Origin of the sequence: Erwinia amylovora (genome assembly GCF_017161565.1) — a bacterium.
Taxonomy (GTDB): Bacteria; Pseudomonadota; Gammaproteobacteria; order Enterobacterales; family Enterobacteriaceae; genus Erwinia; species Erwinia amylovora.
In genome coordinates, this window is the sequence record NZ_CP066796.1 from 3,423,907 (window position 1) to 3,450,625 (window position 26,719).

Sequence of the window (26,719 nt, forward strand, 5' to 3'; positions counted from 1 at the left end):
TACACCACATCAATGGTGTACCGAGATACAGGAATTGGCAGAAGTATGGCTTACTATAACATAGTAAAACGTCCGCGTGCTGACGGTACTGTAAGGTACCGCTGCACTGCTGGCGTAAAAGAAAGTGGCAAACATCTACACCGAGAAACGCGAACCTTTGGTAAATTAGCTCAAGCCAAAACATGGGGGGCAAAACGCGTAACCGAACTGGAAGAAAATGGTGTACCCAACAGCAACGACATCGGGAAAATGACTGTAGGGGACCTGTTAAAACGTTATATCAACGATCCAAATCTTGGTGGCAAGGCTGGCCGCACAAAACGCTATGTGCCCGATATGCTGCTGGATTGCGACATAGCCGATGTTTTACTTACGGATCTTTCAACCAGCCATGTTATCGAGCATTGCCGCCAGAGAAACGGTGCTGGCGCTGGCCCATCCACAGTTAACCACGATGTGAGTTACCTATCTTCTGTGTTAGCTTCTGCCAAACCTGTCTACGGCATCGACTACACCACCAACCCCGCAACCGATGCAAGATCGCTCCTGCTCCAGATGGGGCTGATTGGAAAATCTAAACGCCGCAGCCGACGCCCGGTAAGCGACGAAATGGATAGATTACTGGCAGGGCTTAAAGCCAGAAGCGATCATGTCGCGGCAAAAATCCCCTTCGTTGATATTCTGAACTTCTCCATACTAAGTTGCATGCGGGTTGGCGAGGTGTGCAAGATCAGGTGGGAGGATGTGGACGAGAAACAAAAAGCGGTACTGGTGAGAGACAGAAAAGACCCGCGCAAAAAATCAGGTAATCACATGCTGGTTGCGCTGCTGGGAGAAGCCTGGAACATCGTGCGACGCCAGCCCAAAACAACGAGTTAATTTGCCCTTACAACTCCCGTTCTGTAACGGCAGGTTTTCAACGTGTCAGGAACGCCTTGGGCATTGAAGACTTGCGCTATCACGATCTGCGCCGCGAAGCCGCCTGTTTGAAGCAGGATTCAGTATAGAAGAAGTCGCTCAGGTCACCGGCCATCGCTCGCTGAACGTTTTATGGCAGGTTTATACGGAGCTATACCCAAAATCTTTACATGAAAAATTCGACGAACAACAAAAATCTAAGTTGATCAAAAAATAACTTAACTGTACAAATAACCAGGTAAAAATTAAAGGAGGGTTATCATGCTACATGTTGAAGTGACTATCGATAAAAAAAGAAAAAAAGCTCCCCGCAGGCGCAGCCTCCGCTTTAGCCGTCGAACTGAAAAAGAGGCTACGACGAAAGTTTACCGATGTTGATGCTGTCGTTCGTATGGCTGGCATGGATGGACTATCAGTGCGAAATGGTACGCCAGAAGACAAAGAAGTCATTGAAGAGATCCTGCAAGAAACGTGGGAAAGTACTGATGCTTGGTTTGTTCGTTAACTACCGTGTAAACTCTGCGCCGGCTGGCAACCATTCAATACTCGCACTATCGAACGATCGCCAGCTGGTCGCAGCCCCTCTTGCATACGGGGAGTTGCGGCCTCACCTTACTATTCAAGCATCGGCCATACCGCTCAAACTGGATCTCAAAATGTCGATCTGATTTTGCATCAATGTTAAAATGGCTCCCTTCTTATTCGGCCTGTTTTCATAATGATAAAACTATTATCCCGTTACATTTCCGCAGGCATCATCAATACAGCATTGCACTGGGCCGGGTTCGGTATAATGGTGTTCATCATGAAAAATGACCAGGCTGTAAGCAATGTGGTGGCATTTTTAATCGCCGTAACATTTTCATTTTTCGCTAACGCAAAATTTACGCTTGATGCAAAAGCCACCGGTAGGGGATACTTACTATTTGTTTGCTTTATGGGGTTGTTGAGTTTTATCTCTGGTCAGCTATCTGATCACTACAACATCTCCCCTCTCATAACGTTACTTGAGTTCTCATCAATTAGCCAGGTATGTAGCTTTATATACTCCAAGTTTGTTGTTTTAGGGAGCAGAAATGAAAATTTCTCTGATTGTGCCTGTTTTCAATGAAGAAGATACAATACCTATTTTCTACAAGACGGTGCGAGAGCTTACGGAACTAAAAAGCATGATATTGAAATTGTGTTTATCAACGACGGCAGCAAAGACGCAACAGAATCAATCATCAATGCTCTTGCCGTAGCGGATAAGCTCGTAGTTCCAATTTCATTCACACGCAATTTTGGAAAAGAACCAGCAATATGCGCAGGTCTTAAGTATTCCACCGGCGAAGCCGTCATTCCTATTGATGTGGACCTGCAGGATCCGATTGAAGTCATTCCTCTCATGATAGATAAATGGCTATCTGGTGCTGATATCGTGCTAGCAAAGCGCTCTGACCGTTCCACGGATGGGAAACTAAAACGAAAGACCGCTGAATGGTTTTATAAATTTCACAATAAAATAAGTGACCCGAAAATCGAAGAGAACGTTGGCGACTTTCGGCTAATGTCCCGTGAAGTAGTGGAAAACATCAAACTCATGCCTGAACGTAATCTCTTTATGAAAGGTGTCCTTAGTTGGGTAGGTGGCTGTACTGATGTTATAGAGTACACACGAGCAGGGCGAATTGCTGGTAAATCGAAATTTAATGGCTGGAAATTGTGGAATCTTGCATTGGAGGGCATTACCAGTTTTTCGACATTCCCTTTACGCATCTGGACTTACATTGGATTTTTTGCAGCCGCTTTATCATTCCTATACGGCGCGTGGATGATTACGGACAAAATAGTTTGGGGAAACCCGGTAGCAGGATACCCATCTATTATTGTTTCAATACTATTCCTTGGCGGCGTACAGTTAACAGGGATCGGTGTACTCGGAGAGTACATAGGTAGAATATACATTGAAACCAAACAACGCCCACGCTACGTAATAAAAAAGAGAAGAAATTTTAAATGTTTTCTAAAGCCGACAAAAAAACATTACTTATTTACTCAGGTTTTGCTCTATTATTCATTTACCCGATAATTCAATCAGGGGGGTTTTATAGAGACGACTTGGATAGGTCTATCACTGGTCAGTACGGTTGGCGTGGTTTAGGTCGTCCTGTTGCAGATATCTTGATGAAAATTCTGTCTGCCAGTGGTCACTATAACCTTGACCTGTTCCCTTATACAATGATTGCATCTTGTCTTTTTATAGCCGGAGCTTCCCTTTTACTCAGCAGACATTTAATTAAATTAGATATACCTAACGAAAAAATAGTTGCTGCACTATTAATTTTCAACCCATTCATTCTGCAAAACATGGCTTATAGATATGACTGTTTGGGGATGTCAGTTGCTTTCTTCCTTGCCACAATGGCTTACACTTATGACAATAGCAGTGTATTCAAATCAATTTCAGTAAAGATAATAACTGGCGTATTGTCTTTAACTTTGTATCAACCATGTGCAAACATTTTTATTGGCTTTCTCGCCATTGATTTCATAATCATCGCAATAAGAAGACACGTATCAATCAAAGAGGCTATAGCCCTTACATTCAGAAAAGCGATCTTATTTATATCGTTTTATTTTATATACGCTCCATTCTTTGCACCTAAAAACAATTCTCGCGCAGAGTTAATACCATTAAATACTGAGGGCTTAGCGCATTTGTCTGGAACATTAAATTCTTTAAAAGAATTGGTTCTCTCCTACTTTTACAATCCGGTATATATTTACTTCACAATTCCAATCGTGATAATTTGTGTATTCATGGTGGTATCTTACTACACACACAAAGAAAAAATATTACCCTTTATCATCTATGGTTTTATTTCATTCCTTATATTCCTCGTTTCACTGCTGGGGCCAGCAGTATTACTCCAGGATGCACCAGTATTCCCTCGTTCTCTGGTTTCATTTTCAGTCATACTGGTTATAATCGCCATACCGGTTATGCATTTCGCACCTTGCCTTAAATACGTCTCGCTTATACCAGTTATCACCGTATTTGCTTTTAGCGCCCAACTAAGCAGCGCCATGAAGTCACAGCAAGATTATGAAAATTTTGTTTTTAACATGATTGCAAAAGACATTTCCAGTCATAATAATCTAACCTCCATTGGAACTGTAGGATGGTTGAACTTTAATGAACGAACAAAAATTTTAATAGAAAATAAACCATTGATAGGTTATTTTGTTTTCCCAGCGACTGAGTTTTTAGCATCCTTTCAGTTGATCAACAAAGGATTGCCGCAAACTCTACATGGTTACGGTGATGAGAAAGGAAACAAAGATCGACTTGCTAACATGATAAATAAAGGAGTTACACCTGTATCATATAATGAATACTACTCATTATTCATATCTGATAACAATGCTATAGTCGTCCTAGGAAGAAACTATTTTTGATATTTATAAGCCCTCAATTTTGAATATGAGGGCTTTATTTTTACTCTCGTCGAAACAGTTCATCATGTCAGATAAAATAACTGGCCGCATACGGCGAGGGAGCTTATTTATATAATAAAGATATTTTGCAGGTTCAGGCGGCCAATCAATATTCGGTGCTGTTGAGATATCGACCCGATTCAATAATACCCGATACTTTTTCCAGTCTGCCAACGTCTGTTTTTCCACATCTGTAGCCATATCCAGATCAACAGCATCCTGTAATGGTGCAATCTGATTGTTCGCTGATTGCATCAAACTGGTTTTTTTAGCCTCAGTCTCACTTAGTAGCGCCGCTTTTTCTGTTTCTTCATCCTTTACCCACTTTTTTCCATCCCATTTCTTGGCTACCCTCCTACGGGGTTAGACGGTTTTTCACTGTCGACTGTGTTGTTACCACCCTCAATGTTTTTAACCTGGTGATCATGGCCGTTGTAAGCCTCTCGTAGCTGCTTAAGGGTCGCTGTATTACTTTCACAGTTATCAATAATGTCTCCAGTGCATTTCAGTACCGGCGTTTTAACCATAGCCTCCTGGCTAGCCGTAATCGTCACGATCGTTGAGTTCACAACGTCCATCGGCTGACCCGCTGCGTCTATGGTTATGCCTGTTTCTGTGAGCTTTACGAGCTGGCCCCACTGGCTATAGATAACCGTTTATCCGGGTTTCATGTCAGATTGCCGATGGGCTTGATGATATGACGCAATAATTACGCCTGATGAACGGTCTCCACCTAAAAACGCGATTACCACGTCAGAGCCCACCGGCAAACCAGACAAAAACCAAAGTCGCTCATACGCGGCGTATCGCCTCGCACCTCTAAGGGAGTCTGTACCTGTAGCTTTTGAATGGGGCCGCTATCGCTGGCCGCCGTCACGCGGCCAATAGATAGCGCCATCTGAACGCGGCGCAAGAGTTGCCGGTAAGCGGCGCTGATATCCATTAGTAATTAAGCTCCCTGACCTGCTGATAGAACTGGTACGGCTCAACGGTGAACGCCTCTGGCGGCATCATAGTAAGCTCGGCCGTTGTCCCACGCTTATCGCGCGTAAACGTCACCTCACAGAGCAACCAATACATATCAGTAATGTTAAAAACAGGAATGCTAACTGCCGCTGGTTGTCATCATTAACTCCGAAACGATTGCCGATAAAACGCAACGCAAACGCACGAAACGCGTCCACGCCGATAAATCCGATACCACCGCCAATAGCGATAGATATCGATTTTGGAAGGTCGGGGTATTCAAGGGCTGAAGCAAAGGTGAGCGTTAACGCGCCACACAGCAGCCCTTCCAGGATCATCTTTTTCCAGCCGCCGCCCGTATAGGCAATGCGTATTACCGCCATACCACAGGCCATCAGTACTGCGCCGATCGGCGTTTCTCCACGCCACCAGCTATGCATCACGTCATACAGATCTGGCCAGGAGTTAGGATTGTTAGGCATACGCATATCTCTCACCTCCGGCCAGCCGTGGTGTGTGGGTTAAAGAAACAAAAAACCCACCTGAGCGGGCTTGTGATAAATACACACAATACACATTAATTCGTGGCGTTTTGGTGTGTGTGGTGTCTATAATTACCCTATCAGTTAGCGAGACGGAGGATGCCTGAAGAGTTCGAAACTGATAGAGCGGTTAGAAGAAAATGGATGGACGTTGGTAAGGGTAAAAGGGAGTCACCACACGTTCAAAAATCCAGATTTTACTGACTTAGTCACAGTACCCCATCCCAGCAAGGATATTAAACCTGGAACTCTCAGGCAGATATTGAAGAAGGCCGGGATCAAGTAACCAGGAAGCGTCTCCGGGGCGCTCCTTTACGACGAACTCTACGGGGAGATAAATATGCATTACCCAGCATTTATTGAGATCGACAAAGACGGTACGGCCAGCGGGTGGTTTCCCGATGTAGATGGCTGTATTTTTGCCGGAGACTCCATTGATGATGCCTATGCTGACGCACAAAGCGCCATTGATGCGCACTTTGAAGCGTTGACCGAAAATGATATGGAAATTCCTGTACCTAAAACTATGCAGGACCACATCACAAAAGATGCGGCGCAATACACAGCTGGCCAGTGGGCGCTGGTATGGGTAAACATGGATAAGTTTGATGGACGGGCAGAGAGGATTAACATCACGCTGCCGCACCGGTTATTACACCAAATTGACGATGTTGTCAGAAACAAACCAGAGTACAAGAGCCGGAGCGGATTCATTGCCTCTGCTACGCGTAACGAGTTACACAAAGCAGTTTAGCGGCATGCCTCCGCCTTAACTTTCCCTCCCCCGGTATTTTGCCGGGGTTTTATTTTATCCAATCTCTGCTTTCGTCTGAAGAAATCGCTCTTCTTCCAGCTCAACGCCTATTGCCGTCCTTCCAAGCTTCAGCGCCGCTTTCACTGTAGCGCCCGATCCCATAAAGAAGTCGGCAACCACATCGCCCGGCCTGGTGCTGCTGGTGATGATATGTTCCATCAGTTCGGCTGGCTTCTCACAGGGATGTTTTCCCGGATAACTGGCAACCGGCTTGAACGTCCAGACGTCGGTATAAGGCACTTCGGAGGTAACGCTAAACGGTCGGCGCAGGTTTTCATACTGCTGGCGCAATTCATCGAACTGTTTACGTAGCAGCCCGTAATCCTGTTGCAGGTTTGCGTGGTTTTCCACCAGTCCTGAATAGTCATTATCGAGCGTTGAGTGCAAGCCCTTAGCTTTCGCTTTGCTGGCGAAAAGGCGTTGCAGGCTTTCGTACTGCTCACGATTTGGCAATTGCCATTGGGAACGAGAGAACCAGTGGCTGCACATCTGCCGCCCTGTTGCCTCGTTAATCTCTTTCGCAGTGACGCCCAAAGATTCCCTCGCATTGACGAAATACTCTATCAGTGGCGCGAACACGTCACCTTTCAGCTCTGCGCATTTTGAAGCATACCCGGCCTGCCCTTTGGCAAAACCTTCAGCCCCATAATGGCCGGCAAAGATAATGCTGTTTTAACATGTCTTTTATCCGTTCCGTGTCTGATGACGCACAGATAACTCGTGTTCAATTCAACAACAACTCATTTATCGCTTTCAGAATAAAAAAAGCCCCGGCAGAGGCCAGGGCTGTGAATTTTTACGATGGTAAGCTGTTGTCGTTGTCACCACCCTTAACACGTTACAATACTTTTTGCGTAACGCAGCAGAATTATTTACTATTGCAGCGCGATTGCCTTGAATAACTGAGTATTATGGCCAGCTGACGCCATGCTCAAACTCAACGGAGAACGGATGCATGGCACGTCAGATTGCGCCTGGTTACTGTATTGTCGAACGTCCGGGAAACCTGGATTTCCAGGCGCGGGAGCTGTTCAGGGATACCCGCTCCCCTGCGGCCAGCCTGTTTATGAAACTCAATGCTGATACACAGTGGCTAAAGCCCGGTCAGATATTGATTGTGGCCGATCCGGATACGACCGCACCTGTCACTACGCAGATGCTGCACAAACTCAGGCAGGCAAAACAAAATACCAATAACGCCCTTATCGGCGTCAGCGCAGAGGATGCCGGCTTTCTTCAAAAGCACTACGGCATGATTGCCGGACTGACCAGCGCCGGTGATAAAATATTTGGCACTGCGGGAGACGTGGGAGAAAAGTATTTTTCTGCCATTGAGCAGACCCTGAAGAAAATCGAAGCCAGCTATCAGAACCAGTACCGCACGCAGGGTACGCTCATCGGTCAACAGTTTTATGCTGAGCGCAATCAGCTACTGCATCAGTTAAAAGAGCTGGTCAACAAACCGCTGGTCAAATCCCTTGCCCGCCACTCCGTAAAATTCAGGCCCTACGAAGATATGCGCAGGGCGCTAAATCTCTCCAGTCGTTCTATTGTGCATGAATGGTCAACGTCCGGCGTCACTGGCATACCGGGCTATTCCACCTATGTCGGCAACGCCGCAAAAGCCGCGCGCTTCCTCAAGTACGGGGGGTATATTGGCATTGGGTTCGCTTTTGCCGGAACGACTAATGATGTGGCGGATGCCTGCACCAAAGGGCGTGAAGGTGAATGCGGCAAAGTTGCTTTCAGGGAATACGAAAAGTTCGGGGCAACAACAGCGATTGGTATGGGTGCGGGTGCGATAGGTTCTGTTGGAGGTATTGGGGTATGCGCTGCTGTAGGTATAGCAACAGCAGGCGTAGGAGGCTTGGCCTGTGCTGCAGTAGGTTCTATTGCCGCTGGTTATGCTGGCAGTCAGGCCGCTGACTGGGGTATGGAAACGCTATATAACTACTGGGGCATTTAAAATGACATTAAAGTACTTTGCAATATTCATTATTTCTCTTGCAAGCATTTGCTTTATTGCATCTGTCATTATGTACGGGTTAAATCGAGCAAAATACCATGAGTTATTGAGCCTGTTTCAGAAAGAGCATCACCTTCCAGCCCCTTACTCCTTTAACTCACAGATTGGTTTTTTTGGCGCCCCCCTTATAGCTTATTTTTTTCGCGGATTAAAGAATCAAAGGAAGGTTTTTTTTCTTAATAAAAATAGTGATTCTTATCTTTTTTTTATTAATAAAAATTCCAGCTTAGTTAAATGGATAAGCCCATTCTATTATCTATTTATCACTAGTTTTTTCTGTTATTCATTTCTGATCATTCTTGCTATTTTATTAAATGCTAAAGAAAAAATTCAACTATAGGCACCTTATCTATCGTTATGACTTGATGAAGTAGCTCATACCAGTACTGTCGGGCAGGAAAGTGCATGCGCAGCAGTCTGATCTATCGCCGGAGGTTACGCTGGTAGTGTGGCTGGCGAGAAACTGGTCAACATGTTTTTGGAGTCAACCGGTGATTGAACATATACTAGCCAAAGTAGGATTATTCTTTGGGCTATTCGCCAGCACGCTTATTTTTGTATCATTTTTTCTCTACCTGGCTAATAAAAGTAGTTATGAAAATTTAGTCTCTCTTTTCAAGGAAAAATATACATTCCCAGCCCCGAGCTCATTTTACCATATGGTTGGTTTTTTTGGTGTTTTCCCCGTTAGCAGATTTTTTATCAAATTGAGTAAGAAAAAGAAGATTTTCTTACTCAAGCAGGATGACCCGGCTTATAATTTTTTTGAGGAAAATGATTTAAAAATTCAACCGTGGATGAAATATTTGTCAGCCATGTGGATGACTGGAACGGTGCTTTATCTGATTTCTGCTTTAGCTGCCGTTATCTTATCTATGGTCCGGTAAGCAAAAAAATATCAATTTAGCAAAACTGCCCGCATCGCTGTGGGGTCAGTTTTTGGTGGATATATGGGAAGCACAGGCGCAGAAGCAATAATCAACAAAGTAACAGAATATTATGATAACTAACAAAATATTAGCTCATGCCGCATTATTTTTTGGACTGGCTGCCAGTGGCCTGATATTCATCTCATTTTTAATCTATGCAGTAAAAAGGCAAGATTATTATAAGTTAGTCTCATCCTATACGAAAAAATACACATTCCCTGCCCCATATTCTTTCTATCATATGGTCGGTTTCTTTGGTGCCTTTCCGGTGATTCGATTCTTTATAAAATCAAGCCAGAGAAAGAAAGTTTTTTTTATGGACCGCAATGATCCGGCATATTATTTCTTTGATGATAATCAAATCCAAATACATACATGGATGAGGTTCTTTTCTTTCCTGTGGCTTGCAGCGACGGCGTGTCTTATCACTTTCGCTTTTTTCGGCCTGCTTTTGCCTTAATTACAACAGTGGCCCTCATTAGAGCCACCGTTTCGGCAACGTTACTCCATTTCAAGCCTGACATCCAGCATCGACAGGCAGCCCTCAATAAACCCTTCTGCCATCTGAAACTTTATCCTGATCATCCCCTCAGACAACTTCAACTTTCGCCCCAGCGCGCGTTTTGAAATATCTTTGATATAGTGGTCAGACAGCAACGCGTACTCATCCGGACGTTTCTGTTTCAACCGTCCCACGCATGCATCAATGATCAGCGCATCGTTTTCGGTGCAACTCATACCCGTAGAGTTTTCAGCTAACAGCCCTTCAAACCCGGCTGCAATGGCAGAATACCCAACGTCACTTTCAATCCGGTGTTTTGACCAGTTGCCCCAGCGCTCCAGTATCAGCTGAATATCACGCATTCTTGTCTCCGCTATTTTTCGTTGCCGTGGCAATAACGCCTATCGCCAGTACCCGGTCGATAAACCGAAACAGCAGCTCCAGCTGCGTACCGTTTTTTTGCTCGAAGGCGGCCACGTCAGCGTGCAGCGCGTTGTGACAACTCCGGCAGAGGGGAATAACAAACAGATCGTGGGATTTGGTGCCGGTTCCACCCATACCATGACCGATAACATGATGCGGATCGTCTGCAGGGCGGCAGCAGGCGGCGCACGGTTGCGTTTTCACCCAGCGCGTATATGCCTGATTTTCCCAGCGGCGGCGCTTCGGTCTCAACATAAATGATTCCGGGCTTTCGGGGTCGACCGCAAGCTTCAGGACAGGCTTTTCCTGCACCTGCTGGCTTTCGTGATCCCCGAATGCGGTATCAACTGATTGTGCTTTCGCCAGCACGATGCCTGTGGCCTGTACTGCGGGTACAATGTCACTTTCCCGGGTTACTGACTGAATCACCTCATCCGGCATACGCAGAGATTTACGTGCCATCCCGTCCGGCAGCGCCGCGACAACATCACAGCGAATTGCCCACCAGCACAGCTCGGGCAAAGTCAGCACGTGGCAATTCTGGAACGATAGCGACATGCGCACCATGGTGTTGCTCGGCAAGCAGCTTGGTTTCGACTCCAAGCGCGACATGCCATTCGCCGGCGAGCGCCACAACGCACTGGCCGATGCTATCCACCAAGCCAAGTATGTTTCTGTCATCCATCAGCTGTTAATGGCTTCTCACGGCGTGAGCGCTTAACTAATTGCGACATCAGCGGGAGTAAACCTATGAATACTGTGTTTCTGCTTATGGCGGAGTTCGAGACCTCAACGATCCCTCTCGCTGTTATTGCTGAACGTTACCTCGGCATGCGCCCATCCACTGCCGATAAAAAAGCAAGCTGCGGCGAATTGCCCCTCGCTTCATTCAGGATCGGAGCAGGTCAGAAATCACCCCGCATGGTGCATGTTTCAGATCTAGCGGAGTTTATTGATAAACGAAGAAAGGAAGCAAAAGACGAGTTGCAAAAGATGCAATGACCCCGAGGGTAGCCGAAAGGCAGCCCTTTTTTTTTGGCTGCAGTTAAATGGTGAATAAAAAGAGAAGTGCTAACGGCTAAAAGCAAAAAACCCCGCCGAAGCGAGGTTTTTCTTAGTTCATTGAGACGATTTACATCTATGCGGCTTCACGGCAACGGCGACGGCCCTGCTTTTCTTGGCCAGGAGCCTGCGCCCTTTCGTCCAGTGTAGGACCAATTTTCATAAGGAAATCGAGAGCTGCACCAGCTTTTTTGTAAGTTTGGATCGTATCAAACATACGTTCTTCATGCATTTTCATAGAACACCTCAATGGAATCTCATATTCCAGATATTAAATGAGGTAGCGTCTTCAATGTACGACAGCGATGCGTGCTAACGTTCACACCCTAAGTCTAATACATATCAGACGTGCCATAACCTGTTTCCACCTATCGATACATTCGTAACGACAGAGGAGCCGCTTGGTAGCTGCCAAGCTCTTTACAGGCTACAACTACATTTCACAGATACACTATAACACATGGTGTGCATCCACTTAATTTTCAAGACGAAATTTAGTCAGCTAAACTTGCCATGGTTTCTTGGAGTTTCGCTAAAGAGCATGTCATGACGTAAGAACAATCACTTACCTCGAAACCAAAGGATTCAAAGTAAGGGATGCTTTCTTTTACTGGTTCGATGATACGTATAGTTTCACCACCAGCTTGGTTCATAAAAATCACTGCGGCGTATAGAGTATACAAAACCATCCGTCGGCGCAAATGGGTGATCCTCTGAGTCCTTGGACAAATTATCAACAGCATGAATGTCAAATGTCTTGGCACTGATGCTATAGGTGGACATTGAGACACCAGCTGGCGAACTCTCAACTAACTTGTGCTCACGCGATGTAATCAGCTTGATGCCAAGCTCAAAACAGTCGTCCCTGTTGCCTGTCTCCGTTATGTACCACTCCCAGTTAAGATCGGGATGCCCTACACAGTGAAGTTGTGTCAGCCACGGTTGATGGTCAAACGGCAAGATCAATGCCGCGCTGATCCATGTAGTACTGAAGGGTAGTATAAGTTAGTTGCGCTAATTCATTTAAAGAGAGCATAGAGACAACCAAAAAGTAATCAATTTATGCATGTTAACAATTGCTTTCAGACTTATCAGCGGATAAATATGGACAAAAATTTTTACCCCTCATAAACCTATCGGCAGACTGGGAGGAAAGCTTAGCAAGAACAGGTAAAACTGTAGAGCGAGGACGCCAATAGGACACCACAACCATGTAACTAATTGATTTTATTTAGCAGTACGTCCTATCGAGCATCGGAGCAATGGAAAAGCGGTGTGCAGGTCATTTTTCGGTCATCAAAAGCGCTAACTCTGTATCAGAAAAAATGTGACGATAATGTGCGCAATGATAACACGGCGGTAAGCGCGGATATAGCGCAGGGTGGAGATTGCCTCCCCCCTGCAACCGCAATGATTAGAAAGTAAAGTTCAGCTGTGCGACCGCCCCCCAGGTGTTGTCTTTCCCTACCATCCCGGCGAGGTCAAGGTGCACCTTGTTATAAGGTGATATGCCGAAACCGCCGGTAAACACGTTAGTGTCGTTTGACTTCATATCGGCACGGTAGCCACCACGCAATTGCAGCCAGTCCAGCAGACGATATTCGGCACCGATGCCCGCGTACTGGCTATCCTGCTGGATTTTAAAGCGCTTAGTCGGGGTGATATCGACATCCAACGCGGCGGTCAGGCGTTCGGTGTGAAAGGATACGCCGGAAGTCACCAGCGGGCGGATCTGGTAAGTATCCTGATATCCGTTCACTTCTTTAGTATCGATATCGCGCGGGATCAGGTTTTGGCCGCTCAGACCCAGCGTCCAGTTGTCACCCAAATCGGTTGCTGCCCCCACGTCAAGGTTAAAGCCGGTATCGGTGTTTTTATATTTACCGTCGGTGAGATCCGATCTTTTATAGCTGTAAACCGAGGCGCTGTAGTTATACAAGGTGGTTTTTTGTAACTTCGGCGTAACGCCCAGTGAAAACGGATGGCCGACAATATCAAACTCATGTGCCACGGCAACACCGATATCATAAACAACTGCCGCCCGACCCAGTGCGGTGGAGGTCAGCTGGTCCTCAGAAGACGGAAATGTCGTCGCATCTGCGATTCCCTGTAACAAGTCGATATCATGCTGGGTGATATTGCTGGTGCCATAGGCAGAGCCGTAAGCTTTAGTAACAAAGGCAAACGGTAGCGCGTAGTCAGGGATCGTGACGGCAAGGGCCGCACCGGCCTGGCCCCAGGCTTTTTCACCACGGATATCACGCAGTCGGTCAGCCAAATCGCCGCTGGCTGCAAGCAGGTTAGGAATATCTTCAAAAGTGATGTTATCCCGCATGGCCTTGTAGTGATCGACGGTATCCGAAAGGTCATCGACCTTATCAACCAGTTTATTTTTATCGCTAAGCTGCGCACCGGCCGCCGGCAGAATAATGCTGACTTTGTCCAGTGGCTGAGCCTTGACCATCAACGCGGGGTTGGCCAGAACCGCCGATCCGTAAGTGGAAGAAGCGACGCCAGTTCCACCCATTGCATCGTTACGGGCATCAAAATAATTACCGGCAGCCAGCGCACCCAGCGGGGCTAATAAAAGTGAAGTCAATGCTACCGATGGTCGCAACGAGGCTAATACTTTGAATTTGTTTGTCATTTTCCCTAATTCACCCTAGAAATGAAAATGCGAATGCTAAAAAGTGCGCAGTGCTCTTATTCCTTGATCATGGACATAAAGTCTGCATTTCATTGCTGTGAATTCAGTGAAGATAAGGGGGCTGATTGGTTTATTGTCTTTTTATGGATCTGCTACAAAGCTTACCGTTACGTTTCAGGTAAGGGTTTTATAACCGATCATTTTCAGCCTCTGCTCAAAGGATAATCAAGACAGTTAAGGGATGTAAATATATTTTGTCGTTTTAAATCAATGGAAAGGTTCAAAACGGCAGGGGAAAAACATTAATATATATTATTATCATACTGTTAGATCAACCCGCTCACGCGACATATAATCTTCAACATAACTACTGAAGAGATAATCTGAAGTGCCCCCGGGGATGGCAAACTCGGTGTTTTGTACCAGACGTGATAAAATAACATCCTGATTCTGGCCTGATGAGGAACAATAAACATGACCAGCGTTGAAAAAATTCTGACGCAGGCAGAAATTTTCTGTCAGCAACGCAGCGTGCGGCTGACGCCACAACGTCTTGAAGTTCTGCGCCTGATGAGTGAGCATAACGGAGCGATTAGCGCTTATGATCTACTGGATTTATTGCGTGCTTCTGAACCACAGGCAAAACCCCCGACCATCTATCGCGCACTGGACTTTCTGCTGGAGCAAGGCTTTATTCATCGTGTTGAGTCGACCAATAGCTACGTTGTCTGTCACCATTTCGAGCAGCCGTCACATACCTCGGCGATGCTGATATGCGATCGTTGCGGTCTGGTGACGGAACAGCGGGCAGAAGGCGTGGAGGATATATTGAAATCGCTGGCCATGACGTCAGGTTTTGTCCTCGGCCACAGCGTGATTGAAGCACATGGTTTTTGTCGGCAGTGCGGTGAAATAGAAGCCTGTACACGTCAGGATGTCTGTCATCACGACCACAGCGTACAGAGTAAGAAACGTGGGCGATAAACGCGGATTACCGTGTTGGCCTGAGTCGGGTGGCACTGTCCTTGTGCCTGTCAAGGCGGTTTGCCCACTAAGGGCCGCTAATTACCAGCGGTGATCGTGACGAGTTTCCCAGTCGCTTAACTCTTTCTCGGCCTGATCTTTCTGATAACCATAACGCTCCTGAATCTTACCGACCAGCTGGTCGCGTTTGCCTTCAACAACCGTCAAGTCATCCTCAGTCAGCTTACCCCACTGCTCTTTAACTTTACCTTTAAACTGTTTCCAGTTACCGCCGGCTTCATGTTTATTCATAATATGCATCCTCTACCTTGCGTTAAAACCGCTTTTTAGCTTCGTAGTTAAGCTTATAACCAGGTTAATATCTGGTAAAAAACCTGACACAGAGATAATTGTAGTAGGGAAATAACATTACGGAAGTCAACTCGCTGGCTTTCAGGCGGCATTAAATGAAAAAACCTTTAAATCAGGGTGATATCAAGCATTCGGGTTGCGTAATAAATTGTGTCAACGAACAAACCAGCTGCCGTTACGCCAGTGTCTTCGCCATATCGTCCAAAGCGTCATGCCCCGCAGCAGCATAAACACGGTTAATGACAGCCAAAGGCCGTGATTGCCTAACCACGGCACGCTAAACAGCGTCAGTGCAAAGCCCAGAGCGGCTATCGCCATACCATTACGCATTTCGCTGGCGCGTGTGGCACCGATAAACATTCCGTCCAGCAAATAACAGCCGACGCCTGCTAACGGCATCAGTACCTGCCACCACAAATAGCGGTCCGCCAGCTCGCGCAGCGGCTCCAGTGACGTTAACAGCGCAACAATCTGCATTCCGCTTACGGCGTAAATCAGCGAGAAGGCCAGCGCCACCACCAGCGCCTGCCTGCAGGCGGCATGCCATACAGTAAGTAACTGCTTACTATCCTTCGCGCCACAGGCTTTTCCTGAGCAAGCTTCAACCGCATAGGCAAAGCCATCAAGGGCATACGCAGTGAAGGTAAGGAACATCATCAGCACCGCATTCACCGCCAGCACCTCATTCCCTAAGCGCGCGCCAAGGAGAGTCAGGGTGGCAAAGCAGATTTGCAGTAATAACGAACGCAGCATAATATCGCGATTTAGGCGCAGCAGGCGAGTGAACCCCCCACGCCAGGCCGTAAGCATCTGACGCAGCGACAGCCCGCGTAACACCATTACCCGCCTCACCATCAGCAGCCCGACGATCAGGCTGACGTATTCAGCAATCGCCGTCGCCGCACCCGCCCCCTGCACGCCCCATTTAAGGCCGACCACAAACCACAGAACCAGCAGGATATTCACCAGGTTGCCAACGACCATCAGGATCGCCGGCGCACGAGCATATTGTACGCCCAGCAGCCAGCCAAGCAGTACCAGGTTTATCAGCGTAGCGGGGGCGCTTAGCCAACGCACCTGCATAAATAGCGCAGCCTGATGCAGAACCTGCTCGCTGCCGCCGGTCAGTTTCAGGGCCAGATGGATAAGCGGCATTTTCAGGGCGATAAACAGCCCTCCCGCCAGCAGGGCCAGCATAAGTGGCTGTATTAACGCCTTGCCCAGCGCGAGTTTGTCGTTAGCACCAAACGCTTGCGCGGTAAGCCCGGTGGTACTCATGCGCAAAAAAAGCAGCAGCATAAACAGGAAGCTGGTCACCGTGGTGCCAATCGCCACGCCGCCAAGATAAGCAGCACTATCAAGATGCCCAATCACAGCGGTATCCACCAGTCCCAGTAACGGGACGGTGATATTGGAGAGGATCATCGGCAGCGCAAGCCGCCAGAGGTTTCTATCATCAGGAGATAATAAACGCATTAACGCCTTAGTGTGCCAGCAGCAGGTGGTACGTTAGCCGCTCTCTTTGCCCGCCGCATCGCTTATGCTGACAAGCACGTTGGCTTAACTGCTAATCGCCCTGCTGCAACTCGCATTATCTTGGGAAAAATTGCTGCTCCGGGGAGCTACGCGCCGTGGGTACAGCGCGCAATATTGAATAAAGGACGACGATCAAAGCCAGTTTCCGTTGCGGATGACGCCAACTGCCAGTCCTTCAATGGTCAGCGTTTGCTGACGCAGGTCGACCACAATCGGCTGGAACTCCGGGTTTTCCGGCAGCAGCTCCACCATATTTCCGTTTTTTTTCAGCCGTTTAACGGTAACTTCATCATCGATGCGCGCCACAACAACCTGGCCATTGCGCACATCTTCCGTTTTATGCACCGCCAGCAGGTCCCCATCCATAATACCGATGTTTTTCATCGACATACCGCTAACACGCAGCAGAAAATCAGCACCTGGTCTGAACAGAGCCGGGTCGACCTGATAGTGCCCTTCGATATGCTGTTCTGCCAGCAGTGGCTCACCGGCTGCTACCCGGCCAATTAACGGAAGCCCGCCTTCTTCTTCCATCATCAGGCGAATACCGCGTGAAGCACCGGAGACAATTTCAATCACGCCTTTACGTGCCAGTGCTTTGAGGTGTTCTTCAGCCGCATTCGGAGAGCGAAAACCGAGCTGCGCAGCTATTTCTGCCCGAGTCGGGGGCATGCCGGTTTGATTAATGTGGTCGCGAATCAGGTCATAAACCTGCTGCTGCCTTGCCGTTAGTGCTTTCATTCCGCCCCCTGGTTGTTTATACAGTCGACTGTGAGTATATACAGGTATTTCTGTATTGAAAACCTAAAGCTGGACGAAATTCAGTTTGTTGCGTTTTCTGAGTGACTCATCACAAACGCGGCACCAGCAACATTATCCAGACAAAGACGGCCAGCAGAAGTGTTATCAATACGGCGGCAGAACCCATATCTTTTGCCCGGCCGGCAAGGGGATGGATTTCATTACCGATACGGTCAACGACCGCTTCAATGGCGCTGTTCAGGATTTCGACGACAATCACTAATATGACGGAGCCGATCAGCAGTACACGCGTTATCGCGTCGACATCAAGAAGACCCGCAATAACAACGGCGAGAATCGCAGCCGCTGCTTCCTGGCGAAAGGCCGCTTCGTGCCGCCATGCGGCGCGCAGACCTTTCCACGAATACCCGGCAGCCTTAAAAATTCGCGTCAATCCGGTGGCATTATTTGCCATAATCAGGTGGCCCTTTAAGAAGTTGAATGTTAATCACTGGGTGTTCAGCTTTTGTAACATCACAGATTCCGCTGGCACTTTCTGGTATGCTTGCGTTGCTTTGCTAACAAGAGGCTTCATGTTATCTATGTCAGGTTGGCGTAATTTATATTATAACTTATTGAATTTACCTGTTAAATTTCTGGTAAAAAGTAAAGCAATTCCGGCTGAGCCGGTTGCTGAACTCGGGCTTGATACGTCGCGCCCTATTATGTATGTACTGCCTTATGATTCAAAGGCCGATCTCCTGGCGCTGCGCGAGCAGTGTCGCAAACAGGATTTGCCCGATCCACTGGAACCGCTGGAGATCGATGGCAATCTGCTGCCACGCCACGTGTTTATCCATGATGGCCCGCGCGTATTCCCCTATTTCGTGCCGAATCTGGAGTCAGTTAAGCTGTTCCATGACTATCTGGATTTGCACCGCAACCATCCGGAACTTGATGTCCAGATGGTACCCGTCTCGGTGATGTTTGGACGCGCCCCCGGTCGCGAGGTGCAGGGCGACCAGCAGCCGCATCTGCGCGTGCTGAACGGCATCCAGAAATTCTTTGCCGTACTCTGGCTGGGCCGTGACAGTTTTGTGCGCTTCTCGCCGATGGTGTCGCTGCGCCATATGGCAACTGAACACGGTACCGACAAAATTATTGCCCAGAAGCTGGCCCGCGTGGCGCGCATGCACTTTGCCCGCCAGCGTTTGGCGGCAGTCGGGCCACGCCTGCCGGTGCGTCAGGATCTGTTCAATAAGCTTTTACAGTCCAAGGCCATCGCTAAAGCGGTAGAGGATGAAGCGCGCAGCAAGAAGATCTCCCACGAGAAAGCGCAGCAAAATGCGATAGAACTGATGGAGGAGGTCGCTGCCGACTTCTCTTACGAGGCGATTCGCCTCACTGACCGCATCATGGGCTGGACCTGGAGCAAACTCTACCAGGGGATTAACGTCAGTGGCGGCGAACGCGTGCGCCAGCTGGCACAGGACGGGCATGAAATTGTGTATGTGCCTTGCCACCGCAGCCATATGGATTATCTGCTGCTCTCTTACGTGCTGTACCACCAGGGGCTGGTACCGCCGCATATTGCCGCCGGTATCAACCTGAATTTCTGGCCTGCCGGGCCAATCTTCCGTCGCCTGGGCGCGTTCTTTATTCGCCGCACCTTTAAGGGCAACAAACTCTATTCGACGGTGTTCCGTGAATACCTCGGCGAACTGTTTACCCGCGGTTATTCGGTTGAATACTTTGTGGAAGGTGGGCGCTCACGTACTGGCCGTTTACTCGACCCCAAAACGGGTACGCTGTCGATGACCATTCAGGCGATGCTGCGCGGCGGCAACCGCCCCATCACCCTGGTGCCTATCTACATCGGGTACGAACATGTGATGGAAGTAGGAACCTACGCCAAAGAGCTGCGCGGAGCGACAAAAGAGAAAGAGGGCTTAATGTCGATGGTACGCGGACTGCGCAAGCTGCGTAACCTCGGCCAGGGTTACGTTAACTTTGGTGAGCCGCTACCGCTGGTCAACTACCTCAACCAGCAAGTACCGGAGTGGCGTGATGCCATCGATCCGATTGAATCCCAGCGCCCGGCATGGTTAACCCCGGCGGTTAATGATATTGCGCAGCAGGTGATGGTACGGATAAACAACGCCGGGGCGGCGAATGCCATGAACCTGTGTGTGACGGCCCTGCTGGCCTCACGTCAGCGCTCCATGACCCGTGAACAGCTCACCGGGCAGCTTGACTGCTACGTTCAACTGTTGCGTAACGTGCCGTATTCTCCTGACTCCACCGTGCCAGCCGTAGCGCCCGAAGCACTGCTTGAACACGCACTCGGCATGAATAAGTTTGAGCTGGAGCAGGACAGCATCGGTGAAATCGTCATTCTGCCGCGTGAACAGGCCGTGCTGATGACCTATTATCGCAATAACATTCACCATATGCTGGTCATGCCGTCGCTGATCGCCGCCATTCTGATGCAGCACCGCGAAGTGAGCCGCAGCGAACTGTTGCGCCAGGCAGCGGTGATTTATCCTATGCTCAAAAGCGAACTGTTCCTGCGTTGGCAGCAGCAAGATCTGCCTGACTTACTGGACGCGTTAGTGGCTGAAATGGCTCGCCAGGGGCTGTTGATTGCGGAACAAAGCACTCTGCGCCTGAGCGCTGGCCGTTTTCATACTCTGCAATTGCTGGCCGCCGGCGTACGCGAAACCCTGCAACGTTACGCCATTACTTTCTCAATCCTCAGTGCCGATCCGACGATTAACCGTGGCACGCTGGAGAAAGAAAGTCGCACTATGGCGCAGCGCCTGTCGGTGCTGCACGGCATCAACGCCCCGGAGTTCTTCGACAAAGCGGTATTCACTTCGCTGGTATTAACACTGCGTGATGAGGGCTATATCAGCGATTCCGGCGATGCTCAGGTTGAGCGTACCGGGCAGGTTTACCAGCTGCTGGCTGACCTGATAACGCAAGATGTGAGAATGACCATTGAGAGTGCCGTCGGCCACGAGTGATGGGATGTGACGGTCAGGCCGGGCGAGACGCTCCAACCTGATACAGCAGAGCCGCTGGTTTTCCAGCGGCTTTTTCCATCAGAGGCTGAGCGCCACGCCGATAAACAGCAGCAGCCCTACCCAGTTGTTATTCAGAAAAGCCTTAAAGCACAGCTCGCGCTGACGCCGGGCTATCAGCTTTTGCTGATAGATAAACAGTGCGCCCGCCGCCAGCACCGTGCCGTAGAAGATGCCGTTCAGCCCCGTCCGCCAGCCCACCAGCGTCAGCAGAAGCAGCGTCGCCAGCTGCAACATGCCAATAATCAGTTTGTCATAACGGCCAAACAGGATTGCGGTAGATTTCACGCCGATTTTCACATCGTCATCGCGGTCAACCATCGCGTATTGCGTATCGTAAGCCACCGTCCAGCAGATATTCGCCAGGAACAGTAGCCAGCAGGTCAGCGGCACGCTTTCACTCACCGCCGCCCACGCCATCGGGATCGCCCAGCCAAACGCCGCCCCCAGCACCACCTGTGGCAGATGGGTGTAACGCTTCATAAACGGGTACATCCAGGCCAAACCCAGCCCGCCCAGCGACAGCCAGATGGTCATGCTGTTCATCGTCATCACCAGCGCGAAGGAGATGAGCACCAGCCCGGCAAACAGCAGCTTCGCCTCACGCGCTGTCACCGCGCCGCTTGGCAACGGCCGCTCACGGGTGCGCTTCACGTGTCCGTCAATGTTGCGGTCGGCAAAATCATTGACTACGCAGCCCGCCGCACGCATAAAGAATACGCCCAGCACAAATACCAGCAGCACCTTGAGCGGCGGGACCTGCATCCCCGCCAGCCACAGCGCCCATAATGTGGGCCATAGCAGCAGCAGTGAACCAATGGGTTTATCAATACGCATCAGACGGCAGTAAGCCGAGAACTTACTCATTTGCACACTTTTCTCCATACTACTGCTCCCCTTTTGCCAGGCTTTCATACAGGGGGCAAGCGGGTAAAAACAGTTCGCTGAGTAACAGCGGTTTTCCCGACAGGCGCAAACGCGAGCGTCGCGCCCACAAACCTGCGCTCTGGCCAACATCGATGAAGTCACGTGTCAGGGTTGAGGAGGCAAACAGATAACGCCCCAGCGGTACGGTACCCAACTGCTGTAACTTCTGCTCCGGGCCAATCAGCGTCGACTCCGGCACCAGCGTCCGCGCCACCAGCCACGGCACCCCGTCGGCACAAAGCTCAATTTCACGCAGCCAGTAACGGCTTTCTGCTGGCAGCATAATAACTTCTTGCGCGATTTCCTCTGGGCTGACAAACCCCTCACGTAACAGATTCACCGTCACCCGCTGGCAATGGCGTTCAAAACGCCGGGTCATGGAGTCAACTTCCATCAGCCAGTCAAGCAGAGGGGCGGTCAGCAAGGGTGATGAGTCGGGGATCCATTCGATCGCGCTTAATAGCGACAGCGCGTTCTCCGCCATAGCACTTCTCCGTAAAACTTTCAGTGCGCCAGTGTAACGCAGACCCTGTCAGCAAACCTATCAATGCGCGGCAAAATTTTGCCGCGTTGTGCCTGTCACTGCCTGCGTGGCCTTTCCGCAGCAGGCTTCGCTGACGGTTATTCGCGCTTCAGGCGATTGGTGTTCGCCAGCCACAGGGTGATGACTAATATCAGGATCGCTATGGCATAGGCCAGAGTATCAAACGGGTTTTTATGATCGACGATAATCAGGCGAATAATCGCGGTAATACCGATATAGACGAAATAGCGTAACGGGAAGTGATAACCCGACTGGAAGTATTTGATGATTAAGGCAATGAACTCGAAATAGAGAAAGTAGATGACGATGCCATCAATCAGTAGATAAGACGAGGTCTGTTCCCCGGTATTCAGCAACACATTACCGAGATGCATAGTCTCTTTGCCGAGGAAGATAATCAGGATACAGGCAAGTACAATCAGGCCAGCGTTTAGCACCATTTGCAGGGCAAACGCCAGGCGAATGGCAGGAGTACTGCGCACAGGGGAAGTCATGTTACACCTCAAAAGTCATAATGAACCGTCGGGGTTTCCGACGGCTACAATATGCTTTAGCGTGATGCAGATCACAAGACATCCCGGCGACCGTGATGCTGCCGTTCCGCGATATACCGGCTTAACGAAGCGCATGGACAGGCCAATATACGCCCGATCGCAGCTGCTGGTAGCCAGGCATATGGCGCATCTTGCCAGCAGCCACTCCTGAGGATTATCGGTAGCTGGCGTCGCGATCGCTGGTCATATCATACAACTGGTATTTACGTCCCAACATCTGACCACCGTCACGCGTCAGCGGCGTCCAGTTGATCTGCGCACGATCCCGGGTTGGTATCACGCTGAACACATCCAGCGGGATGGAAATATAGAAACCTTTGGTAAAGTCCCCTTCGCCGTACTCTTGCGATGAAACGTTGGTCTTGGTGGCATAAGCCCCTACGATAATCCCGCTGTTAAAGCGCTTCGACACGTCCAGCGTAACGCCTTTATCCTCGGCCAGATATTGGCCAACGCTGGCTTTTACCAGCAGGTTACGCATAAACCACGGCTGCCAGTAAGCGGTGATATTGCCCACCCTGGCCGTATAGTCGGTGAACTTCATCATATTATTCCAGTCGCGACGCTTGACATAGTTAGCATCGACCCCCACCGCCCAGCTGGCGTCCAGCGGGCGATACAGCACTTCGCCGCCGGCCCCACCGAACATCGTCTCCAGATAGCCGCCGTAGAGCTGGCCGTAGAATCCGTTACCCAGCTCATGCATGTAGTTAACCTGCAGGTTACTCACATACACGTCATTTTCAACGTAGTCTCGAATATGGGTGCGTACCCGTGGCAGCGTCGAGTCATTCGGCGCGCCGTCGTAGTTGAACTTATCGTAGTTGTTGGACAGATTGCCGAACAGGCTGCCATCCAGCAGCAGATGATCCGTTAGCCAGAAGCTGGCATTGGCCATGACGCCAACCTGATACAGATAAAAACTTTCTGGCCCCCCAACCGACTGGTTAAGAATTGGTGAGAGGCCGTAGTCCAGGCGATTGTCACTGATGTGGAATCCCTGCTCGACATGCCGCGGCGCAATCGGGTTAACTCGCTGCTGCTGTAATTTCTCTTCCTTCCCGAGTGGATAGCCCGCCAGCTGACGTTGCAGGCTGGCAACATCGGTTTGCGTAGTGACCTGCGGCATGTGACTGCGCGTTTGGGTCACGCGTAGCGTATCGATACCGGCCGGCAGATGATTCGCCATAATCACATTGGCGCGATCCACGCTGAGCTGGGTATCACGGTATTTATCCTGTTCTCCGGTGACATACAGAGTACTGCCGTCCACCTGCATATTCGGCGCGTCCAGCCCGGCGTTGTATTTCAGCTGGTTCAGCTGTTCAGCGGTCACGGCCGGATCGAGGAAACGTTCCTGCGGCTGCGGGTTATAGGACGGTTTGGCGCTATCCAGCTGATTTTGATGCAGATCGTTGAAGTTGGTACGCAAGGTAAAACCAGCCATTAAGGTGTTACCACGCTCGTAGCTGACGTTGACATCTGCCCAGTCGGTCAGGCGGTAAATGGCACCGACGTTAACCTTGCTGTTCTGCTTCAGACGGCCAGCAAAGTCACCCTGATAGTCATTGCCTTCATACTCCACCTTCAGGCGCAACGGTCGCCACGGGGTTTGGTATTCAACCCCGCCAAAGAACGCCGTAGGTCCTTTGAACATCTCGCCGGCGCTGAGCGAACCGGCAGTACCGTTGCCTTTGGTGCGCTGGCAATATCTACTCCCGATCGAACAGAACGGATTTTTCACCGTACCGCTGTTGCCGATATAGCCCCACCCCAGGCCAAGGGTGAAATCAAACGGGCCCCAGGCTTTACTGGCCGCCAGATATTCGCTGTCAAACAGTCCGGTGCCGCCCAGATCGCGCGCTCCCAGGGAAACCTGCGGTAGCCAGAACCCCTCCTGCCATAGCCGCAGCTTGAGGTCGAAAGCCTTATCTTTGTAAGTCTGTGTGCCGGAGAAGCTTGAATCCGCGCTGTACTCGCGGGTTTTCACATCGGTATAGCGGATTGTTGCCTCCATCCACGGGAACAGCTGAACCGAGGATGAGTAGAAAACATACTGGTCGTTGTAGCGATAGTTAAGACTGAACTCGCCCTCGCGGGCCATGCGCGCACTGGGTACCTGTAGCAAGCCTGCGCCACCAAAGTCGGACTGTGACGGGCCAATGGGGTCTGCATAGATGTCAGCCTGAGCCTGGCAGGCACAGGCAACGGAAAGTGACAGCAGGCTGAGAAGATAGCGTTTTTTCATCAGTCAGGGATCCAGTGCGTCAGGACAGAAACGATCTGTATGTTGAGATCGGCGTAGGCGCGCGGCAGCGTCCAGGCGGAGAAGCCGACAAACAGCGTACTGCCCGCCTGCGGCTCTGTGTGGCGGTGATTCCAGTACGCTACCGGCACCTCCGACACTTCACCACCGGGTGAGATAAGCAGCGCGATGTTGCGCTCGGCACCGCTCATTCGCGGATGTTCACTCAGATACCCGGACGCTGACCGACCTGCTACCCAAGGGGTTCTCCCTGAATTTTCAATCACGCCTGCCAAGGTGATCGAAGTCGGTTTCTTTAACGTGTAGACGCTATATTCGCCCTCAAGCCGGCGGTTGGCTCCTGGCCGTAATCGCACCCAGTCCGGGTCCAGGTTAACAAATTGACGCCCGGTAACCTTCAGCGCGGCGATCTGCTGACGGACGTTTTCCACTGCTGCTGCCAGTGCGCCGTCATCGTCATTGCGCAATTGATCGCGCCACGTCTGTAAGCGTGCCAAAAGTTGCTGTTGCTGTTGGATCACGCCCGCCGTTGCCTGCTTTTCGCCGATCGCCGTACCCGGCCACCAGGTTTTCTGCGCCAGCGCCGGGTTGGTGACCAGCTGTTCCAGATCCGCCATATGATTAACTACCAGCGGCTGATTCTGTCCGGGATAAAAAATATTGACCTTCCCGTCCGCACGGGCCTGCAGCGAAAGCACTGCCAAAATTCCCGCTAGTAAAATGGTTATTTTTTTCATGATGTTGCAGGTTTCAAAATGGTAGCTTCGATAGAGAGAGCGTCTGTTCCCAGTGTTTGCTGTGACTGACGAACCTGCCCACTGGAGGCATCAACCCAGAATGTATTGCGCCAGGATGCGCCATTTTCAGCCAGCGCAACCTCTTCGTACCAGACGCGACAGGCTACCGGCTGACCGGCCAGTTGCAGCACCTCATCTTGCCCCTGGATAAAGCGCGAGGTTACCGTAGCGGCTCGCGATTTACCGTTTACCGTCCAGCTGACAATACGGCTCCAGCTCGCCCCTTCACTCAGGTGCAGCGCATCTCGCAGCGGGTCACGCTGCAGATTACTGACCTCGTTGAGGTTATCCGCCAATCCTACGGTTTTAACCAGGCGGCCATGCTCCATCGCCAGCATCGCTTTATCACGCGTTATCCACTTCTGCTGGCCGTTTTCGTTATAACCCAGCACCACAAAAATTTGCTGCCCGCCGTTTACCCGCAAATACATACTGGCGTAGGGCAGATTGTTGATCTGTCCGTTAGTCATCCGGATGTCATCTGCGCCGAACAGGGCCAACCGGAGGGATTCACCCAATCCTTTTTGAGTTTGGCTACATGCCTGAAGCAAAAGGCAAAGCAGCAGCAGTGGTAGGTTTCGCAACGAGGGATCCTTGAACAAAATAGAATAAAGCTAAAAAATAACC

At 49.8% G+C, this 26,719-nt stretch carries 25 protein-coding genes and 7 pseudogenes; 14 read left to right on the plus strand and 18 right to left on the minus strand.

Annotated features, from left to right (window positions below; genetic code table 11):
* The first annotated feature begins 45 nt into the window (after window positions 1–45).
* From JGC47_RS15570 to JGC47_RS15590, 5 genes and pseudogenes are all read left to right on the plus strand, one after another.
* Window positions 46–1,135: pseudogene (locus tag JGC47_RS15570) on the plus strand (site-specific integrase).
* Window positions 1,136–1,258: 123 nt separating this feature from the next.
* The gene (locus JGC47_RS15575; RefSeq protein WP_229510610.1) at window positions 1,259–1,423 is read left to right on the plus strand and encodes a DinI-like family protein; all 165 of its coding nucleotides are present in this window, start codon (window positions 1,259–1,261) and stop codon (window positions 1,421–1,423) included.
* A gap of 288 nt (window positions 1,424–1,711) precedes the next feature.
* Entirely contained in the window at window positions 1,712–2,029 is a 318-nt protein-coding gene (locus tag JGC47_RS15580; protein WP_229510611.1) for a GtrA family protein, read from the plus strand.
* Window positions 1,995–2,989: pseudogene (locus tag JGC47_RS15585) on the plus strand (glycosyltransferase family 2 protein). Before JGC47_RS15580 ends, JGC47_RS15585 begins: the two are co-directional and overlap by 35 nt.
* Window positions 2,917–4,359, plus strand: coding sequence for a glucosyltransferase domain-containing protein (locus JGC47_RS15590; protein ID WP_004160456.1), 1,443 nt, complete (start codon window positions 2,917–2,919; stop codon window positions 4,357–4,359). The pseudogene JGC47_RS15585 and the gene JGC47_RS15590 overlap by 73 nt, the downstream one beginning before the upstream one ends.
* A gap of 138 nt (window positions 4,360–4,497) precedes the next feature.
* Here the strand turns inward: JGC47_RS15590 and JGC47_RS17740 are convergent.
* The 3 genes and pseudogenes from JGC47_RS17740 to JGC47_RS15605 form a co-directional block, all read right to left on the minus strand.
* A pseudogene (locus JGC47_RS17740) lies at window positions 4,498–4,743 on the minus strand (tail fiber assembly protein); the annotation flags it as partial.
* 2 nt (window positions 4,744–4,745) lie between these two features.
* Window positions 4,746–5,341, minus strand: a pseudogene (locus tag JGC47_RS15600) (phage baseplate assembly protein domain-containing protein).
* A 112-nt stretch (window positions 5,342–5,453) separates the two neighbouring features.
* A complete protein-coding gene (locus tag JGC47_RS15605; RefSeq protein ID WP_004160460.1) occupies window positions 5,454–5,852 on the minus strand; it encodes a phage holin, lambda family in 399 nt (132 codons plus the stop codon).
* 157 nt (window positions 5,853–6,009) lie between these two features.
* On the opposite strand from JGC47_RS15605, the gene JGC47_RS15610 reads away from it, so the two are divergent.
* Together JGC47_RS15610 and JGC47_RS15615 are read left to right on the plus strand one after the other, a co-directional pair.
* A complete protein-coding gene (locus tag JGC47_RS15610) occupies window positions 6,010–6,192 on the plus strand; it encodes a type II toxin-antitoxin system HicA family toxin (protein ID WP_071524100.1) in 183 nt (60 codons plus the stop codon).
* A 54-nt stretch (window positions 6,193–6,246) separates the two neighbouring features.
* Window positions 6,247–6,660: a type II toxin-antitoxin system HicB family antitoxin gene (locus JGC47_RS15615; protein ID WP_004160463.1), complete on the plus strand. Its 414-nt coding sequence runs from the start codon at window positions 6,247–6,249 to the stop codon at window positions 6,658–6,660.
* Window positions 6,661–6,714: 54 nt separating this feature from the next.
* On the opposite strand, the pseudogene JGC47_RS15620 reads toward JGC47_RS15615, so the two are convergent.
* A pseudogene (locus JGC47_RS15620) lies at window positions 6,715–7,386 on the minus strand (DNA methyltransferase); the annotation flags it as partial.
* Window positions 7,387–7,675: 289 nt separating this feature from the next.
* On the opposite strand from JGC47_RS15620, the gene JGC47_RS15625 reads away from it, so the two are divergent.
* The 3 genes from JGC47_RS15625 (at window position 7,676) to JGC47_RS15635 (ending at window position 10,135) form a co-directional block, all read left to right on the plus strand.
* The gene (locus tag JGC47_RS15625; RefSeq protein ID WP_004160468.1) at window positions 7,676–8,686 is read left to right on the plus strand and encodes a hypothetical protein; all 1,011 of its coding nucleotides are present in this window, start codon (window positions 7,676–7,678) and stop codon (window positions 8,684–8,686) included.
* 461 nt (window positions 8,687–9,147) lie between these two features.
* The gene (locus JGC47_RS15630) at window positions 9,148–9,633 is read left to right on the plus strand and encodes a hypothetical protein (protein WP_013035773.1); all 486 of its coding nucleotides are present in this window, start codon (window positions 9,148–9,150) and stop codon (window positions 9,631–9,633) included.
* A gap of 112 nt (window positions 9,634–9,745) precedes the next feature.
* Window positions 9,746–10,135: a hypothetical protein gene (locus JGC47_RS15635; protein ID WP_004160474.1), complete on the plus strand. Its 390-nt coding sequence runs from the start codon at window positions 9,746–9,748 to the stop codon at window positions 10,133–10,135.
* Window positions 10,136–10,176: 41 nt separating this feature from the next.
* On the opposite strand, the gene JGC47_RS15640 is transcribed toward JGC47_RS15635, so the two are convergent.
* Together JGC47_RS15640 and JGC47_RS15645 are read right to left on the minus strand one after the other, a co-directional pair.
* Window positions 10,177–10,539, minus strand: coding sequence for an antiterminator Q family protein (locus JGC47_RS15640; RefSeq protein ID WP_004160476.1), 363 nt, complete (start codon window positions 10,537–10,539; stop codon window positions 10,177–10,179).
* Window positions 10,532–11,170, minus strand: a pseudogene (locus tag JGC47_RS15645) (DUF968 domain-containing protein); the annotation flags it as partial. The pseudogene JGC47_RS15645 and the gene JGC47_RS15640, both read right to left, overlap by 8 nt.
* Between JGC47_RS15645 and JGC47_RS17745 the strand changes: the two are divergent.
* Together JGC47_RS17745 and JGC47_RS15650 are read left to right on the plus strand one after the other, a co-directional pair.
* Window positions 11,115–11,321, plus strand: a pseudogene (locus JGC47_RS17745) (3'-5' exonuclease); the annotation flags it as partial. The pseudogenes JGC47_RS15645 and JGC47_RS17745 overlap by 56 nt on opposite strands.
* Window positions 11,322–11,350: 29 nt before the next feature.
* Window positions 11,351–11,602 carry a pyocin activator PrtN family protein gene (locus JGC47_RS15650; RefSeq protein ID WP_013035771.1) on the plus strand — a complete coding sequence of 84 codons (252 nt, stop codon included), beginning with the start codon at window positions 11,351–11,353 and terminating at the stop codon, window positions 11,600–11,602.
* Window positions 11,603–11,738: 136 nt separating this feature from the next.
* Here JGC47_RS15650 and JGC47_RS15655 read toward each other — a convergent pair whose 3' ends face one another.
* Both JGC47_RS15655 and JGC47_RS15660 read right to left on the minus strand, forming a co-directional pair.
* Complete coding sequence (locus JGC47_RS15655; RefSeq protein WP_004160480.1) at window positions 11,739–11,900, minus strand: hypothetical protein; 162 nt, start codon at window positions 11,898–11,900, stop codon at window positions 11,739–11,741.
* Between the two features lie 1,176 nt (window positions 11,901–13,076).
* On the minus strand, window positions 13,077–14,309 hold the full coding sequence (locus JGC47_RS15660) for a conjugal transfer protein TraF (RefSeq protein WP_004160481.1): 1,233 nt from the start codon (window positions 14,307–14,309) through the stop codon (window positions 13,077–13,079).
* A gap of 474 nt (window positions 14,310–14,783) precedes the next feature.
* Between JGC47_RS15660 and zur the strand changes: the two genes are divergently transcribed.
* The gene (zur, locus tag JGC47_RS15665) at window positions 14,784–15,293 is read left to right on the plus strand and encodes a zinc uptake transcriptional repressor Zur (protein ID WP_004160486.1); all 510 of its coding nucleotides are present in this window, start codon (window positions 14,784–14,786) and stop codon (window positions 15,291–15,293) included.
* Window positions 15,294–15,374: 81 nt separating this feature from the next.
* Here zur and JGC47_RS15670 read toward each other — a convergent pair whose 3' ends face one another.
* The 4 genes from JGC47_RS15670 to JGC47_RS15685 form a co-directional block, all read right to left on the minus strand.
* Entirely contained in the window at window positions 15,375–15,584 is a 210-nt protein-coding gene (locus JGC47_RS15670) for a CsbD family protein (RefSeq protein ID WP_004160488.1), read from the minus strand.
* Window positions 15,585–15,797: 213 nt separating this feature from the next.
* Window positions 15,798–17,120 carry an MATE family efflux transporter DinF gene (gene dinF / locus JGC47_RS15675; protein WP_004160495.1) on the minus strand — a complete coding sequence of 441 codons (1,323 nt, stop codon included), beginning with the start codon at window positions 17,118–17,120 and terminating at the stop codon, window positions 15,798–15,800.
* A 192-nt stretch (window positions 17,121–17,312) separates the two neighbouring features.
* Window positions 17,313–17,921, minus strand: a complete 609-nt coding sequence (gene lexA / locus JGC47_RS15680) for a transcriptional repressor LexA (RefSeq protein ID WP_004160497.1) — start codon at window positions 17,919–17,921, stop codon at window positions 17,313–17,315.
* 109 nt (window positions 17,922–18,030) lie between these two features.
* On the minus strand, window positions 18,031–18,396 hold the full coding sequence (locus tag JGC47_RS15685; RefSeq protein WP_004160499.1) for a diacylglycerol kinase: 366 nt from the start codon (window positions 18,394–18,396) through the stop codon (window positions 18,031–18,033).
* A 127-nt stretch (window positions 18,397–18,523) separates the two neighbouring features.
* On the opposite strand from JGC47_RS15685, the gene plsB reads away from it, so the two are divergent.
* On the plus strand, window positions 18,524–20,947 hold the full coding sequence (gene plsB / locus JGC47_RS15690; protein WP_033477748.1) for a glycerol-3-phosphate 1-O-acyltransferase PlsB: 2,424 nt from the start codon (window positions 18,524–18,526) through the stop codon (window positions 20,945–20,947).
* 78 nt (window positions 20,948–21,025) lie between these two features.
* Here plsB and ubiA read toward each other — a convergent pair whose 3' ends face one another.
* From ubiA to JGC47_RS15720, 6 genes are all read right to left on the minus strand, one after another.
* Window positions 21,026–21,889 (minus strand): 4-hydroxybenzoate octaprenyltransferase, encoded by an 864-nt coding sequence (gene ubiA, locus JGC47_RS15695; protein ID WP_004160503.1) that lies wholly within the window; start codon window positions 21,887–21,889, stop codon window positions 21,026–21,028.
* 1 nt (window position 21,890) lies between these two features.
* A complete protein-coding gene (ubiC, locus tag JGC47_RS15700; protein ID WP_004160504.1) occupies window positions 21,891–22,415 on the minus strand; it encodes a chorismate lyase in 525 nt (174 codons plus the stop codon).
* A 137-nt stretch (window positions 22,416–22,552) separates the two neighbouring features.
* Window positions 22,553–22,969, minus strand: a complete 417-nt coding sequence (gene psiE / locus JGC47_RS15705) for a phosphate-starvation-inducible protein PsiE (RefSeq protein WP_004160505.1) — start codon at window positions 22,967–22,969, stop codon at window positions 22,553–22,555.
* 214 nt (window positions 22,970–23,183) lie between these two features.
* Window positions 23,184–25,277, minus strand: a complete 2,094-nt coding sequence (locus tag JGC47_RS15710) for a YjbH domain-containing protein (RefSeq protein ID WP_004160506.1) — start codon at window positions 25,275–25,277, stop codon at window positions 23,184–23,186.
* Window positions 25,277–26,032, minus strand: coding sequence for a capsule biosynthesis GfcC D2 domain-containing protein (locus JGC47_RS15715; RefSeq protein WP_004160507.1), 756 nt, complete (start codon window positions 26,030–26,032; stop codon window positions 25,277–25,279). The genes JGC47_RS15710 and JGC47_RS15715 overlap by 1 nt, the downstream gene beginning before the upstream one ends.
* On the minus strand, window positions 26,029–26,676 hold the full coding sequence (locus tag JGC47_RS15720; RefSeq protein ID WP_004160509.1) for a YjbF family lipoprotein: 648 nt from the start codon (window positions 26,674–26,676) through the stop codon (window positions 26,029–26,031). Before JGC47_RS15720 ends, JGC47_RS15715 begins: the two co-directional genes overlap by 4 nt.
* Window positions 26,677–26,719: the final 43 nt, after the last annotated feature.

What these genes read in the sequence shown, in the direction of transcription:
- JGC47_RS15580 (WP_229510611.1), top strand. Translation starts at nt 1,712, where the DNA reads ATGGTGTTCATCATGAAAAATGACCAGGCTGTAAGCAATGTGGTGGCA.
- JGC47_RS15590 (WP_004160456.1), top strand. Translation starts at nt 2,917, where the DNA reads ATGTTTTCTAAAGCCGACAAAAAAACATTACTTATTTACTCAGGTTTT.
- JGC47_RS15605 (WP_004160460.1), bottom strand. Translation starts at nt 5,852, where the DNA reads ATGCGTATGCCTAACAATCCTAACTCCTGGCCAGATCTGTATGACGTG.
- JGC47_RS15615 (WP_004160463.1), top strand. Translation starts at nt 6,247, where the DNA reads ATGCATTACCCAGCATTTATTGAGATCGACAAAGACGGTACGGCCAGC.
- JGC47_RS15625 (WP_004160468.1), top strand. Translation starts at nt 7,676, where the DNA reads ATGGCACGTCAGATTGCGCCTGGTTACTGTATTGTCGAACGTCCGGGA.
- JGC47_RS15635 (WP_004160474.1), top strand. Translation starts at nt 9,746, where the DNA reads ATGATAACTAACAAAATATTAGCTCATGCCGCATTATTTTTTGGACTG.
- JGC47_RS15640 (WP_004160476.1), bottom strand. Translation starts at nt 10,539, where the DNA reads ATGCGTGATATTCAGCTGATACTGGAGCGCTGGGGCAACTGGTCAAAA.
- JGC47_RS15650 (WP_013035771.1), top strand. Translation starts at nt 11,351, where the DNA reads ATGAATACTGTGTTTCTGCTTATGGCGGAGTTCGAGACCTCAACGATC.
- JGC47_RS15655 (WP_004160480.1), bottom strand. Translation starts at nt 11,900, where the DNA reads ATGAAAATGCATGAAGAACGTATGTTTGATACGATCCAAACTTACAAA.
- JGC47_RS15660 (WP_004160481.1), bottom strand. Translation starts at nt 14,309, where the DNA reads ATGACAAACAAATTCAAAGTATTAGCCTCGTTGCGACCATCGGTAGCA.
- zur (WP_004160486.1), top strand. Translation starts at nt 14,784, where the DNA reads ATGACCAGCGTTGAAAAAATTCTGACGCAGGCAGAAATTTTCTGTCAG.
- JGC47_RS15670 (WP_004160488.1), bottom strand. Translation starts at nt 15,584, where the DNA reads ATGAATAAACATGAAGCCGGCGGTAACTGGAAACAGTTTAAAGGTAAA.
- dinF (WP_004160495.1), bottom strand. Translation starts at nt 17,120, where the DNA reads ATGCGTTTATTATCTCCTGATGATAGAAACCTCTGGCGGCTTGCGCTG.
- lexA (WP_004160497.1), bottom strand. Translation starts at nt 17,921, where the DNA reads ATGAAAGCACTAACGGCAAGGCAGCAGCAGGTTTATGACCTGATTCGC.
- JGC47_RS15685 (WP_004160499.1), bottom strand. Translation starts at nt 18,396, where the DNA reads ATGGCAAATAATGCCACCGGATTGACGCGAATTTTTAAGGCTGCCGGG.
- plsB (WP_033477748.1), top strand. Translation starts at nt 18,524, where the DNA reads ATGTCAGGTTGGCGTAATTTATATTATAACTTATTGAATTTACCTGTT.
- ubiA (WP_004160503.1), bottom strand. Translation starts at nt 21,889, where the DNA reads ATGGAGAAAAGTGTGCAAATGAGTAAGTTCTCGGCTTACTGCCGTCTG.
- ubiC (WP_004160504.1), bottom strand. Translation starts at nt 22,415, where the DNA reads ATGGCGGAGAACGCGCTGTCGCTATTAAGCGCGATCGAATGGATCCCC.
- psiE (WP_004160505.1), bottom strand. Translation starts at nt 22,969, where the DNA reads ATGACTTCCCCTGTGCGCAGTACTCCTGCCATTCGCCTGGCGTTTGCC.
- JGC47_RS15710 (WP_004160506.1), bottom strand. Translation starts at nt 25,277, where the DNA reads ATGAAAAAACGCTATCTTCTCAGCCTGCTGTCACTTTCCGTTGCCTGT.
- JGC47_RS15715 (WP_004160507.1), bottom strand. Translation starts at nt 26,032, where the DNA reads ATGAAAAAAATAACCATTTTACTAGCGGGAATTTTGGCAGTGCTTTCG.